Annotated in this window: 10 protein-coding genes; 9 read left to right on the top strand and 1 reads right to left on the bottom strand. The window is 40.4% G+C overall.

Features of this window, described 5'->3' with window-relative positions:
* Positions 1-15: 15 nt before the first annotated feature.
* The 4 genes from infB (at position 16) to rpsO (ending at position 4,524) form a co-directional block, all read left to right on the top strand.
* Positions 16-2,661, top strand: a complete 2,646-nt coding sequence (gene infB / locus AAEY94_RS05225; protein WP_162022527.1) for a translation initiation factor IF-2 — start codon at positions 16-18, stop codon at positions 2,659-2,661.
* A 66-nt stretch (positions 2,662-2,727) separates the two neighbouring features.
* Complete coding sequence (gene rbfA / locus AAEY94_RS05220) at positions 2,728-3,159, top strand: 30S ribosome-binding factor RbfA (RefSeq protein WP_101085742.1); 432 nt, start codon at positions 2,728-2,730, stop codon at positions 3,157-3,159.
* Positions 3,159-4,112 carry a tRNA pseudouridine(55) synthase TruB gene (gene truB / locus AAEY94_RS05215; protein ID WP_101085740.1) on the top strand — a complete coding sequence of 318 codons (954 nt, stop codon included), beginning with the start codon at positions 3,159-3,161 and terminating at the stop codon, positions 4,110-4,112. Before rbfA ends, truB begins: the two co-directional genes overlap by 1 nt.
* Positions 4,113-4,254: 142 nt before the next feature.
* Entirely contained in the window at positions 4,255-4,524 is a 270-nt protein-coding gene (gene rpsO, locus AAEY94_RS05210) for a 30S ribosomal protein S15 (protein ID WP_011636467.1), read from the top strand.
* Positions 4,525-5,627: 1,103 nt separating this feature from the next.
* Here rpsO and AAEY94_RS05205 read toward each other — a convergent pair.
* The gene (locus AAEY94_RS05205) at positions 5,628-7,664 is read right to left on the bottom strand and encodes a putative bifunctional diguanylate cyclase/phosphodiesterase (protein ID WP_101085738.1); all 2,037 of its coding nucleotides are present in this window, start codon (positions 7,662-7,664) and stop codon (positions 5,628-5,630) included.
* A gap of 398 nt (positions 7,665-8,062) precedes the next feature.
* On the opposite strand from AAEY94_RS05205, the gene pnp reads away from it, so the two are divergent.
* From pnp to AAEY94_RS05185, 5 genes are all read left to right on the top strand, one after another.
* A complete protein-coding gene (pnp, locus tag AAEY94_RS05200; RefSeq protein ID WP_192114422.1) occupies positions 8,063-10,159 on the top strand; it encodes a polyribonucleotide nucleotidyltransferase in 2,097 nt (698 codons plus the stop codon).
* 146 nt (positions 10,160-10,305) lie between these two features.
* Positions 10,306-11,217, top strand: a complete 912-nt coding sequence (gene nlpI / locus AAEY94_RS05195; RefSeq protein WP_101085734.1) for a lipoprotein NlpI — start codon at positions 10,306-10,308, stop codon at positions 11,215-11,217.
* 76 nt (positions 11,218-11,293) lie between these two features.
* Positions 11,294-12,874, top strand: coding sequence for a peptide chain release factor 3 (prfC, locus tag AAEY94_RS05190; RefSeq protein WP_101085732.1), 1,581 nt, complete (start codon positions 11,294-11,296; stop codon positions 12,872-12,874).
* A gap of 81 nt (positions 12,875-12,955) precedes the next feature.
* Complete coding sequence (locus AAEY94_RS20880) at positions 12,956-13,150, top strand: DUF5363 family protein (protein WP_502959383.1); 195 nt, start codon at positions 12,956-12,958, stop codon at positions 13,148-13,150.
* Positions 13,143-13,904: a TatD family hydrolase gene (locus AAEY94_RS05185; RefSeq protein ID WP_101085728.1), complete on the top strand. Its 762-nt coding sequence runs from the start codon at positions 13,143-13,145 to the stop codon at positions 13,902-13,904. Before AAEY94_RS20880 ends, AAEY94_RS05185 begins: the two co-directional genes overlap by 8 nt.
* Positions 13,905-13,932: the final 28 nt, after the last annotated feature.

Below are 13,932 nucleotides of genomic sequence, written 5' to 3'. Positions count from 1 at the left end.
AGGGGGATCTAATTGATGGCAGATACAAGCGTAGAAAAATTAGCAGCGGAAGTGGGTAAATCGGTTGATCGATTAATCGAGCAATTCTCACAAGCTGGTATGAACAAAAAACAACTCGATACTGTTTCAGAAAAAGAGAAGCAACAACTTCTTGATTATCTAAAAAAACAGCATGGTGCAGATTCAGTTCCGACTAAAATGACATTGCAACGTAAAACGGTGTCTACGTTAAGTGTTGCAAGCACTGGCGGTCAGTCGAAAGACGTGAAGGTAGAAGTACGTAAAAAACGTACTTTTGTTAAGCGCGATGATGCAGAATTAGCAAAACAAGCTGAATTAGAAACTCAAGCAAAAGCCAAAGCAGAAGCTGAAGCCCAAGCAAAAGTGGAAGCTGAAGCAAAAGCAGCTGCAGAAGCGAAAGCTAATGCAGAAGCGAAGAAAAAAGCGGAAGCAGAAGCCAAATTGAAATCAGAAAAAGTAAAGTCTGAACCTAAAGTAACTAAAGTTGCTGACCCAGAAACTGCAGCAGCAAAAGTTGAAGCAGATCGTTTAAAAGCGACTCAAGAAGCAGTGCTTACTCAAAAGCAAAAAGATGAAGCCGCTAAAGCAGCTGAAACTGCACGCCTCCTTGCTGAAGTAAACTCAAAGCGTTGGGCTGAAGAAGAACGCCAACGTTTAGATGCTGAAAAGAATGGCGATCACCACATCACAACCTCTAAAGTTGCTCGTGCAGCAGAAGACAGTTCAGATGCTGATGATGAAAAACGTGGTCGTCGTGCGCGCAACAAAAACGCCAACAAAAAACGTGGCGGAAAAGATGCTCGTGACGGTCGTGAAAAACACATGCGTAACCGCAGTACAGCACCTGAATCTATGGCACACGGTTTTAATAAACCTGCTGCAGCTGTTAGTCGTGATGTGCGTATCGGTGAAACCGTAACCGTATCAGAATTAGCGCATTTAATGGCAATTAAAGCCACTGTTATCATCAAGCAAATGATGAAAATGGGCACTATGGTAACGATTAACCAAGTACTTGACCAAGAAACAGCCCAAATGGTTGCTGAAGAATTAGGTCATAAAGTGGTGCTTATTCGTGAAAACGAACTTGAGCATCAAGTACTGAAAGATCGCGATGACAATATCCAACTAGAGTCTCGTGCTCCAGTTGTGACTATCATGGGTCACGTTGACCATGGTAAAACGTCATTACTTGATTATATCCGTCGTGCGAAAGTTGCTGCTGGCGAAGCCGGTGGTATTACTCAGCATATTGGTGCATACCACGTTGAAACTGAAAACGGCATGATCACTTTCCTTGATACTCCTGGTCACGCGGCGTTTACGTCAATGCGTGCTCGTGGTGCTAAGGCGACTGATATTGTTATTTTGGTTGTTGCTGCCGATGATGGCGTAATGCCACAAACGATTGAAGCGATTCAACATGCTAAAGCGGGTAACGTACCGTTAATCGTAGCTGTTAACAAAATGGATAAGCCAGATGCTGATCCAGAGCGCGTTAAGAGCGAACTGTCTCAACATGGCATCATGTCAGATGATTGGGGCGGAGATAACATGTTCGTTCACGTTTCAGCCAAAACGGGTATGGGCGTTGACGAATTGTTAGAAGGTATCTTACTTCAATCTGAAGTATTAGAACTTAAAGCAATACGTGATGGTATGGCAGCGGGTGTTGTTATCGAATCAAAACTTGATAAAGGTCGTGGCCCAGTAGCTACTGTCTTGGTTCAAGAAGGTACGTTACGCCAAGGTGATATCGTTTTATGTGGTTTAGAGTACGGTAAAATCCGTGCGATGAAAGACGAAAACGGTCACGCTATTACCGAAGCTGGTCCATCTATTCCAGTAGAGATTTTAGGTCTTTCTGGTGTGCCTTTAGCTGGTGATGAAGCGACAGTTGTACGTGATGAACGTAAAGCTCGTGAAGTTGCATTGTATCGCCAAGGTAAATTCCGTGACATTAAGTTAGCGCGTCAGCAGAAGTCTAAGCTAGAAAACATGTTTGCGAACATGGAAGAAGGCGAAGTACAAGAGCTGAATATCGTACTTAAAGCTGATGTTCAAGGTTCTCTTGAAGCGATTTGTGAATCTTTAGCTAAACTGTCTACAGATGAAGTTAAAGTGAATATTATTGCTCGTGGTGTAGGTGCATTAACCGAAACCGACGCAACATTAGCAGCAGCTTCAAATGCGATTCTTGTTGGTTTCAACGTCCGTGCTGATGCACAGGCTCGTAAGACCATTGATTCAGAAAGTGTTGATTTACGTTATTACAGCATCATCTACAATCTAATTGATGAAGTTCGTGCTGCAATGACAGGTATGTTAGCGCCTGAATTTAGACAAGAAATTATCGGCCTTGCAGAAGTTCGTGATGTGTTTAAGTCACCTAAAATCGGCGCTATCGCTGGTTGTATGGTTACCGAAGGTATTGTTAAACGTAGCGCACCAATTCGTGTACTACGTGATAACGTGGTTATCTTCGAAGGTGAACTTGAGTCATTACGCCGCTTTAAAGACGATGCACAAGAAGTCCGTAATGGCATGGAATGTGGTATCGGTGTGAAGAATTACAATGACGTCCGAGTGGGCGATCAAATTGAAGTCTTCGAAATAGTCGAAATTGCTCGCAGCTTATAAGTACCAATGGAAGGGCGGCTTTAGCCGCCCTTTTTGATTGTAGACCTAACGATATGGCATATCATCATGGCAAAAGAATTTAGTCGTACCCGCCGTATTGCACAACAACTCCAGCAAGAACTGGCAATGGTGTTGCAACGCGATATGAAAGATCCTCGCATTGGTTTTGTCACAGTAAATGACGTCGACGTCTCTCGTGATTTAAGTTATGCAAAAGTTTATGTGACTTTTTTTGAAGAAGACACTGAACTTGTTCAACAAAAAATTGATGCGCTGACTGTAGCCGCGCCTTATGTACGTACTTTAGTTGCTGGACGTATGAAATTACGTGTTATGCCTGAATTACGTTTTATTTATGATAGTTCGCTAGTAGAAGGCATGCGTATGTCTAACCTAGTCACACAAGTCATAAATAAAGATAAAGCCAAACAGCAGCAATTTACGCCTGACGCACCTGATAACAGCGAGTCTGTTGATGGTGAAAAGGAGCAAGATTAATGGCTCGTCGCCCTAAAGGTCGCTTCATCGACGGAATCGTATTACTCGATAAAGATACTGGCATGAGCTCTAATTTTGCCCTGCAAAGAGTGAAGCGTTTTTTTAATGCCAATAAAGCTGGCCATACAGGTGCTTTAGACCCGTTAGCAACAGGTATGTTGCCTATTTGCCTCGGAGAAGCGACTAAGTTCTCTCAGCATCTATTAGATTCGGATAAGCGCTACCTGGTGACCGCTAAATTGGGTCAACGTACTGATACGAGTGACTCTGATGGGGAAGTCGTGCAAACGCGCCCTGTGAATGTGACTCAAGCATTACTAGATGAAAAGCTCGCGTTTTTTCGAGGAACCACTCAACAAATACCATCAATGTATTCGGCATTAAAATACCAAGGTCAACCTTTGTATAAATATGCCCGTGAGGGGATTGAAGTTCCACGTGAGTCACGGCCAATTACCGTATTTGAGCTAAATTTTATTAAGCTTGAAGGTGATGAACTAACCCTAGACATTCATTGTTCTAAAGGGACTTACATACGTACCATTATTGATGATTTAGGTGAAATGCTTGGATGTGGAGCACATGTTATTATGTTGCGTCGTACTCAAGTTGCCGAATATCCTTATGAAAAAATGGTTACCTTAGCGCAATTAGAAGCACTACTTGAACAAGCTCATAGACAAGATGTTGCTCCTCAGACCCTAATGGATCCGTTATTGTTACCAATGGACACTGCAGTGGCTAAATTCGCTGAAATTAACTTGCCTGAGGCGATGTTATATTACGTCATGCAAGGACAAGCAATTCAAGCTGCGGGACTTAAGCCTGATGAGTTAGTTCGTATCACTATTGGCGATGAACGTCGATTTGTTGGTATGGGTATCATGAATGATGATGGTTTATTAGCGCCAAAACGTTTGATTGTAATCCACGATAATGATACTGCTGAGTAGTCGAGTCGGTTTCGTCGTTGGCTTTTTCAGATAAATAATCGAATTTTATTGCGGTTAACTAACAATCTGGTTAGAATATCGCGCTCACTCTGGCTGAGTTAGTGATCGGCTAGAGATACATTTACTTTTTTTGGAGATACACATGTCACTAAGTGCTGAAACAAAAGCAAAAATTTTGGCTGATTTTGGTCGCTGCGAAAACGATACTGGTTCAACTGAAGTTCAAGTAGCTTTGTTAACTGCTCAAATTAATCACCTTCAAGGTCACTTTAAAGAGCACATCCATGATCACCACTCTCGTCGTGGTTTATTACGTATGGTTAGTGCACGCCGTAAGCTTTCAGCTTACTTAAAGCGTACTGACGTAGCTCGTTATACTGCTATGATCCAGAAGTTAGGTTTACGTCGTTAATTCGACATCTGCTTACTTTTGTAAGTAGTTTAACCGTAAAGAGGGAGGCCATAAGCCTCCTTTTTTTATTGCCTAAAATAATGAACTCGCCTCAAAATATTGCCAATTTCGTACCTACCAGTTGTCTTGGCGTTATCTCCCCAATATATGGGAGTATCATCTTGGTAGTCTTTTATATCTTCAGGCTATTCTAATGGCTAAATATCCCAATGTAAGTTGTTGTACGATGTTTTGCTGGACGAGAACCGCTGTTTTTGTTCTTGCATTGTTTATACTCGCTTAATCCCACCCTGCTAGCTAATTTCATCGATATTTATCGTTTAATTGACTATGACTAATTTACGGTTCGATCTTTCATAGTCATCATGATTTCTGAATATTTTATTTCATTATTTCAGAAGATCTTGATTCAGAAACTATATGGCCATTTGATTAAAGATATAAGCTATTTATTTGTCTAAGCATTTACGTTTCAGCATAATCTTCAGGTTATTATTCATCTGCAACATCTTTTAACATCATACCCAACACAGTAAATTGAATACTTAATTTGTTCCATAAACATAGGTGTGAGCACTCTTATATGATTTAACATTGAATGTAGACTAGAGATTGCAGGATTAAAGGCGTTAGGGCTCGCAGGAGTCGTTATCTAGTACAATCACACCAACAATTATGCAGTAGCCAAGAAAGTGCTAATCACTTGCTCAGGGACTTAATAGTCAATGCATGGGCTTTGACAACTTAATATCCTGCCATCGGCAACTTCTAGTGAGTGAGTAAATAAAACAACAATTTGAACCCTACATTTGTCTCAAACCATTACGGCAATGTACTAAGTTTGATGACCATTTCAATAGAGTGCTGCTAGGATTGTTTAGAGAATAGAGAATAGAGAATGCTTACAATTTTGCCGAAACAATTAAGCTCTTTAGATGAGGTAATATAACCTGCGGAAGGTTAAGACAGCCACCTTTAGATAATACCGCTTTATTGTGACGAACTCGCCACAGACCAACCCAACTCTTACGATCAAGCTTTATTCATAATTGGCCGCTAATGAATACTTTGGCATGTCTGATTTAGGCTTGCATTTGTTGCCGTTAAACATGCATTATTTTCGCGGTATTGCAGGCAATATATTTTTCTTCAAATTCTTCTATGGGTAATGGCTGGCTGAAGTAAAAACCTTGACCGATTTCACATTGATTTTCTTTTAACCATTCAAGTTGTTGAATGTTTTCAATACCTTCAGCAACAATGGTCAAATCAAGCTGGCGCCCGAGCATTAAAATAGTTGACGCAATTGCGCTATCTTCTGGAAGATCGCTAACAAATGCACGGTCAATTTTCATTGTGGTAATCGGCAAATGACGTAGATATGATAATGAAGAATATCCTGTGCCAAAATCATCGACCGCAATACCAAAACCCGCTGATTTGAGTTGTTCTAATTTGGTAATTGCTTGTTCAACATCATTCATCAGTGACGTTTCTGTAATTTCTATTTCAAGTAATTCCGGACGTATTTGATAACGGATCGCCAGTTGCTTAATATCAGGTACTAAACTGGCATCTGCAAATTGTTGCGAGGCCACATTCACAGCAATAGGGATAGCATAATTATATTTACGTTGCCATTCCCTGATGACTTTACAGCTTTGCTCGATAACCCAACGTCCAATAGGGATGATAATACCGGTTTCTTCGGCTACAGGGATAAATGACATAGGACTTATTAATCGGCCGTCTTTTTGCCAGCGAATAAGAGCTTCACATCCGACGACTTTATTGGTCTTTAAGTCAAATTTAGGTTGAAAATATAATAAAAACTCGTTGTTTTTCAAAGCATCGTGTAACGAGGCTTCTGTACGTAATCTTACTGCAGCACGTTCGGTCATTTGTTGTTTAAAGAACGACCATTGATTAGAACCAGCGGCTTTAGCGCTGTACATGGCAATATCTGCATGACGAATTAAATCCTCTGCGGTGTTACCATCTTCGGGATATATCGATATACCGATAGACGCTGCTGGGTGAATAGCATGTTCGTTTAGCTGAATTGGAGTGTTTAATTGGATCAGCAACTTATCAACAAAATCAGCTGCTTGTGACGGGGTTTGAATTTCATCGGCTAAAATCACAAATTCATCGCCGCCTAAGCGCGCTACGCTACCTCGATCACCTACCACTCTTTCTAAAATACGTGCGATTCGGGCGAGGAATTGATCTCCTAATGCATGACCTAAAGAGTCATTGACGTTTTTAAAACGATCTAAGTCTATAAAAAGTAGTGCAAAATTTCGCTTATGAACACGTGAACGTTGAATTGTCACATTGAGTGTTTCTAACAATAAGGTTCGATTCGGTAGCCCTGTTAATGGGTCACGCGTCGCCATTTTTCGCAGTTTATTTTGAGTTTGGCTGAACTGTAATAAGATTTGATTAAATTTACTGGTCACTAGGCCTAATTCATCATCTTTATGGGCTTGAGACATCGGCAACAAGTTTTCATCAGGATAGTCTGGATCAATTTTATCAATAGCTTCACTAATGCGTGCGATGGGTTGTGTTAAAAAACGATGAAACACCACTGTTAATACTAAAGTGAGCAATAGTGCGCGAGCCAATGTTGCTATTAGCCCAAGTTGTAGCTGACTAAAGAGTTTAGTCGTCAGTTTTTGGGTGTCGTAAAAAATGGTCAATGTGCCAATGAGTTGCTGTTGTTTGTTGCCTTCAAAGTAGAACGGACGATACAGCGAACGGGAAATTTCTTTCAAATTACCAAAAAGACGATTACTTAACGATATGTAGTTATTGGAAAACTCATCAGATTCATTGGCCACAGATACAAATAGCGAACCATCATCAAGCTCAATGACCGCTGAACCAACGTTATCAACTTTGATGATGCCTTCGAGTGTTTGACTCGCAAGTTTGTCATCTAACGACCATACCGCATTCGTAGTGGTTTGCTCGACGGAATTGAGTAGTTCTTGCTGTGCTGCTGTAAGCTGTTGTTTAGTCGTTATAACAACTAACGCAATTTCTACGATAAAGATGGCAATTGCAAAAAACAAAGCAGTAAATACCACTAAGTTAGTTTGTTTCCATGTAAGAGACTTAAAACGAGCAGTCATGTATTATTCCATGTCATATAAGTGACTAATTCTACGTTGGTTTTAGCATTTTTAAATGCTAAAGTTACTCATGATTTATAGGTTCTATTAAATCAATCTTAACGTGGCTAATTAATTAGTTAACCCTTACAAAAATTGACACTATTGGCTACAACTTTAGTCAAATTCATCTGTCTTGTCATCAATAATCAAATCAAATAGCAAACCTCAGGTCACTTAATCGTAAAGTTTTTTGCTTAATAACGTCTAAATCATTTGTTAATACGATGATCTCATGTAGGAAAATGATTATTTTAAAGATTTTCACATTCTGTAACTCGCGTCTATTTAACTATTCAGTCTAATTGAAGTATACTTGTGCGCGTAATTAAAGGTCATTAAATTAAGGAATGGGTCACGTGAATCCAATTGTAAAGAGTTTTGAGTATGGTCAACATACAGTCACCTTAGAAACAGGTGTTATTGCACGTCAAGCTGATGCTGCAGTTTTAGCAAGCATGGGCGATACCACAGTATTAGTTACTGTAGTTGGTAAAAAAGTAGCGGATTTAAGCCGTGACTTCTTCCCGCTAACTGTTAACTATCAAGAAAAAACCTATGCTGCAGGTAAAATTCCTGGTGGTTTCTTCAAGCGTGAAGGCCGTCCATCAGAAGATGAAACTCTGATTGCGCGTCTTATTGACCGTCCTATTCGTCCTTTATTCCCTAACGGTTTTAAAAACGAAGTTCAAGTTATCATCACTGTGGTTTCTGTTGATCCACAAATCGAGCCAGATATTGTTTCGATGATTGGTACCTCAGCAGCGTTAGCTATTTCTGGTATTCCTTTCAGTGGCCCACTAGGTGCTGCGCGTGTTGGGTATATCAACGATGAATATGTACTTAACCCAACAGTTGATCAGCTTGCAACAAGTTCACTAAACCTAGTGGTTGCGGGTACTAAAGCTGCTGTACTTATGGTTGAATCTGAAGCTAAAGCGCTTGCAGAAGAAATCATGTTAGGTGCGGTAACTTACGGACATGATCAACAACAAGTTGTTGTTGATGCTATTGCCGAGTTCAAGGCTGAAGCTGGCAAACCAACATGGGATTGGACTGCACCAGTTCAAGATCAAGTGTTAGTTGCTAAAATCAAAGATCTTGCAGAAGCTGGCATGACAGAAGCTTACCAAATTGAAGTTAAACAAGACCGCTATGTACAAGTCGGTATTGTTAAAGCTACTGCTAAAGCTGCACTAGTTGCAGAGAATCCAGATGTTGATACTCGTGAAGTAGACAACTTACTCGGTAGTTTAGAGAAAAGCGTTGTTCGCGGCCGTATTATCAGTGGTAAGCCTCGTATCGATGGTCGTGAACCAGATATGATCCGCGCGTTAAGTGTTTTAGCGGGTGTACTTCCACGTACTCACGGTAGTTCATTATTTACACGTGGTGAAACTCAAGCATTAGTAACCTGTACTTTAGGTACTGAACGTGATGCGCAGAAGATTGATAGCATCATGGGCGAACGTACTAATCGCTTTATGCTTCATTATAACTTCCCTCCGTATTCTGTTGGTGAAACAGGTATGGTTGGCTCACCTAAGCGCCGCGAAATCGGTCATGGTAAGTTAGCATGGCGTGGTATGAATGCCGTGATGCCTTCAGCTGAAGAATTCCCGTACAGCATTCGTGTTGTATCTGAAATTACTGAATCTAACGGTTCAAGCTCAATGGCTTCAGTATGTGGTACTTCATTAGCATTGATGGATGCAGGTGTACCAATCAAGACTTCTGTTGCGGGTATTGCAATGGGTCTAGTTAAAGAAGGCGACGATTTCGTTGTGCTTTCTGACATCTTAGGCGATGAAGATCACTTAGGCGATATGGACTTTAAAGTAGCCGGTACTCGTGATGGTATTACTGCATTGCAGATGGATATCAAAATCGAAGGTATCACTAAAGAAATCATGGATATCGCACTGCAACAGGCTTATGGTGCTCGTGTTCATATTCTAAACGTTATGGATCAAGCTATTGGTTCACATCGTGACGATATTTCTGCCCATGCTCCACGAATCACTACCATCAAGATTAACCCAGAGAAGATCCGTGACGTTATTGGTAAAGGCGGTGCGGTAATTCGTGCGCTTACCGAAGAAACGGGTACTACAATTGAGCTTGATGATAATGGTACTGTGAAGATTGCCTCTTCAAACGGTGAAGCGACTAAAGAAGCAATCCGTCGTATTGAAGAAATCACTGCAGAAGTTGAAGTGGGCCGTATCTACAACGGTAAAGTTATTCGTATCGTTGATTTTGGTGCGTTCGTTAACATTCTTCCTGGTAAAGACGGTTTAGTTCACATCTCGCAAATTAGCGATGAGCGTGTTGCTAACGTGTCAGACCATTTAGAGATGAACCAAGAAGTTGCTGTTAAAGTAATGGAAGTGGATCGTCAAGGTCGTGTAAGACTATCAATTAAAGAAGCTCAAGCGAAAGAAACTGCTGAGTAATGTAATTTAAAGGCTTAACGACACAAAAGGAGATCATTTGATCTCCTTTTTTTATCTATAAAAAAATAATCTGTAATGTGCATGGCTCTTAGATTGCCAGATTGCTATGATATTGAATATTAATAGAACCTGATAAGGTAAAGCGGATGGAATGTAAACTACGCACCACAATCGTTGCCGTTGTTGTCGGTGCAAGTATGTTGTTGTCAGGGTGTGCTGCAACGTTAGGTTCAAATGATAATATTGCAGGGCAGATGATTGTCGCGCCGGTTATGCCTGATTATAAATTAGAAGTGACACTCGCAAAGCTAAATGAAATTTTAGCTACCATGGAGTTAACTGACGAACAACGTGCACGTTTTCATTACGATCGAGGGGTCATTTATGACAGTGTCGGATTACGTCTACTTGGCAGAATCGATTTTCATCAAGCATTAAAATTACAACCTGATCTAGCCGATGCATATAACTTTCTTGGTATTTATTACACTCAAGAAGGCGAGTTTGATAGTGCTTATGAAGCATTTGATGGTGTACTCGAACTGTCACCAAACTATGACTATGCCTTTTTAAATCGTGGTATTGCATTATATTATGGCGAACGTTACGAATTAGCCGTTGATGATATGAAAGCATTCTATGATCGTGACCCAAGTGACGGTTATCGAGCTTTATGGTTGTATTTGATGTCTTCCTCAATCGATAGTAAGCCTGCTTTGGCAGACCTTGCGATACAGCGTCAGCAGTTAAAGGATAAAGACTGGTCTAGTGTGTTAGTCGATTTTTACTTAGGTAAGATAAATCAAGAACAAGTATTTGCTGCCGCAAAAGAAGGTTTGTCTCAACCTAAAGAATATGCAGAACGTTTATGTGAAGCCTATTTTTACTTAGCGAAACATGCTGCTGAAAATGGTCAATATCAGCAAGCGGCTAATTTCTATCGTTTAACGTTAGCCACCAATATTTATGATTTTGTTGAGCATCGTTATGCGAGAATTGAATTAGCCAGAATGAAAAATATGATTCAACAATCTAACGAATTGTCATCTAAGAGCTAAAAAACACTTTGCCTAGCCAATTCTATCGATAGGCGCTATAATTTGCGCCTTTTTTAGCGGCTAGTGCAAGGTTAACATGTCAGGCAATAAAGTTGAGGTCGACAAGCGTCGTACCTTCGCCATCATTTCGCACCCCGATGCGGGTAAAACCACCATCACCGAAAAAGTGCTTTTATTCGGAAATGCCTTACAAAAGGCTGGCACGGTAAAAGGCAAAAAGTCTGGTCAACATGCTAAATCTGATTGGATGGAAATGGAAAAAGATCGTGGTATTTCGATTACCACCTCTGTGATGCAATTCCCTTACGGTGGCGCGCTCATCAATTTACTTGATACGCCTGGTCACGAAGACTTTTCGGAAGACACCTACCGTACACTAACCGCAGTAGATTCATGTTTAATGGTTATCGACTCCGCTAAAGGTGTCGAAGATCGTACTATTAAGCTTATGGAAGTGACGCGCTTGCGTGACACACCTATTGTGACATTCATGAACAAATGTGACCGCGATATTCGTGATCCCATTGAATTGATGGATGAAGTAGAAGACATCTTAAAAATAGCTTGTGCACCGATTACTTGGCCAATTGGTTCAGGTAAGGAATTTAAAGGTGTGTATCATATTCTGCGTGATGAAATCATTTTATACCAGAGCGGTATGGGTCATACAATTCAAGATGAGCGTATTATCAAAGGATTACATAATCCTGAATTAGATAAAGTTCTTGGATCGTATGCCTCTGAAATACGTGATGAAATGGAACTGGTCGCTGGCGCTTCAAATGAATTCAATCAAGAAGCTTTTCTAAAAGGCGAGCTTACGCCAGTATATTTTGGTACAGCCTTAGGTAACTTTGGTGTGGATCATATTTTGGATGGTATCGTGGAATGGGCTCCAAAGCCGCTTCCCCGTGAAAGTGATGTACGAAATGTCACGCCTGATGAAGAAAAGTTTTCTGGTTTTATTTTTAAGATACAAGCCAATATGGATCCAAAACATCGAGACCGTGTTGCTTTTATGCGTGTTTGCTCGGGTATATATGAACAAGGTATGAAAATGCACCATGTTCGCATCGGTAAAGATGTCAATGTTAGTGATGCTTTGACCTTTATGGCTGGTGATCGAAGTCGTGCCGAAGTGGCGTACCCAGGCGATATTATTGGATTACATAATCATGGCACCATGCGAATTGGTGATACATTTACTCAAGGCGAAAAACTTCGCTTTACTGGGGTGCCAAACTTTGCACCTGAAATGTTCCGTCGTATTCGTTTAAAAGATCCACTAAAACAAAAGCAGCTGCTTAAAGGGTTAGTGCAATTATCTGAAGAGGGAGCCGTTCAGGTCTTCAGACCAATTGATTCTAACGATTTAATCGTAGGTGCGGTTGGTGTGCTACAGTTTGAAGTAGTTGTTGGACGCTTAAAAAGTGAATATAACGTAGAAGCTATTTACGAAGGTATCAGTGTGAGTACCGCACGTTGGGTGTATTGCAAAGATGAACGTAAATTAGAAGAGTTTCGACGTAAATGTAGTCAAAATTTAGCCCTAGATGGCGGTAATAACTTGACCTATATTGCTCCTACTATGGTGAATCTAAACTTATCGATGGAACGCTACCCTGATGTTGAGTTTGCCAAAACACGCGAACATTAAATGTTAAGAAGTTTTTTACAGATATGTTAAAAAAGGTGGCTGTGCCGCCTTTTTTATTATTATTTTTAACAGGGAATTAAGATGATTAAGGCTATTTTTAGGCTATTTATTGTAAAACCCTGGCAAAGGTACATTTTATGGTGTGATGAGATGGGGTTAACCCTAGAAAATAAACGCAGCTGTGTACCACGATTGAGCGAACCTAAAAATGAAGCATCGACATCTGAGCCCGTCATAAATCAGAATGGCAATAAAAAAGAGCAACCTTATGATTGATACTCATGCTCATCTCGACATGTCAGAGTTCGATGATGATAGAACACAATTATTTGATGCCATGCATCGCCATGGTATTAGCTCTGCTATTTTACCTGGTGTGTCGGTTGATAAATGGCAAAAGCAAATTCTAATAGCACAGCAGTTTAATTGCTATTTCTCCCTTGGTATTCATCCGTGGTACGTGCCTGAGGACATTGATGCTGCCATTATTAAGCTTGAAGCAACGATACAACAATATAGCAAGAATAGGCGTTTGGTTGCTGTTGGGGAGTGTGGGCTGGATAAATTGCACCATTGGTCAGATAAACAATTGTTGTTACTTGAGAAACAGTTATCGCTTGCTCAAATTTACCAATTACCCGTCATTTTACATGCTGTTAAAGCTCACCAAGAATTATTGTCAATGTTGGCACATATTAGACTGCCTAAAGGCGGCGTAGTGCATGGGTTCTATGGCAATAGTGAAATTGCGAAACGTTATATTTCACTCGGTTTTAAATTAGGTGTTGGTGCTTTAATACTCAATCCAAGTGCGAAAAAGCTCCGAGAAACAGTGGTTAATTTACCTTTAGAACACTTTTTATTGGAAACTGATTCACCAAGTATGCCTCCTTTTGATCATCCTAAATCACGTAATACCCCTCTTATTCTTCCTCGAATTGTGTCCGAAATCGCATTTTTAAAGAAAAAGCCGACTGTTTGTATATTAGAACAGTTGAATAAAAATGCATTGCAACTGTTTGAGCTTTAATTGTTTTTTAATGAACATAGAGGCATAA

It is taken from the genome of Shewanella sp. AC34-MNA-CIBAN-0136, assembly GCF_040309945.1.
Taxonomy (GTDB): domain Bacteria; phylum Pseudomonadota; class Gammaproteobacteria; order Enterobacterales; family Shewanellaceae; genus Shewanella.
The sequence above is the reverse complement of the archived record's forward strand: the minus strand, read 5'-3'. Positions and strand labels throughout refer to the sequence as shown.

What these genes read in the sequence shown, in the direction of transcription:
- rpsO (WP_011636467.1), top strand. Translation starts at nt 4,255, where the DNA reads ATGTCACTAAGTGCTGAAACAAAAGCAAAAATTTTGGCTGATTTTGGT.
- truB (WP_101085740.1), top strand. Translation starts at nt 3,159, where the DNA reads ATGGCTCGTCGCCCTAAAGGTCGCTTCATCGACGGAATCGTATTACTC.
- AAEY94_RS05205 (WP_101085738.1), bottom strand. Translation starts at nt 7,664, where the DNA reads ATGACTGCTCGTTTTAAGTCTCTTACATGGAAACAAACTAACTTAGTG.
- prfC (WP_101085732.1), top strand. Translation starts at nt 11,294, where the DNA reads ATGTCAGGCAATAAAGTTGAGGTCGACAAGCGTCGTACCTTCGCCATC.
- rbfA (WP_101085742.1), top strand. Translation starts at nt 2,728, where the DNA reads ATGGCAAAAGAATTTAGTCGTACCCGCCGTATTGCACAACAACTCCAG.
- nlpI (WP_101085734.1), top strand. Translation starts at nt 10,306, where the DNA reads ATGGAATGTAAACTACGCACCACAATCGTTGCCGTTGTTGTCGGTGCA.
- AAEY94_RS05185 (WP_101085728.1), top strand. Translation starts at nt 13,143, where the DNA reads ATGATTGATACTCATGCTCATCTCGACATGTCAGAGTTCGATGATGAT.
- AAEY94_RS20880 (WP_502959383.1), top strand. Translation starts at nt 12,956, where the DNA reads ATGATTAAGGCTATTTTTAGGCTATTTATTGTAAAACCCTGGCAAAGG.
- infB (WP_162022527.1), top strand. Translation starts at nt 16, where the DNA reads ATGGCAGATACAAGCGTAGAAAAATTAGCAGCGGAAGTGGGTAAATCG.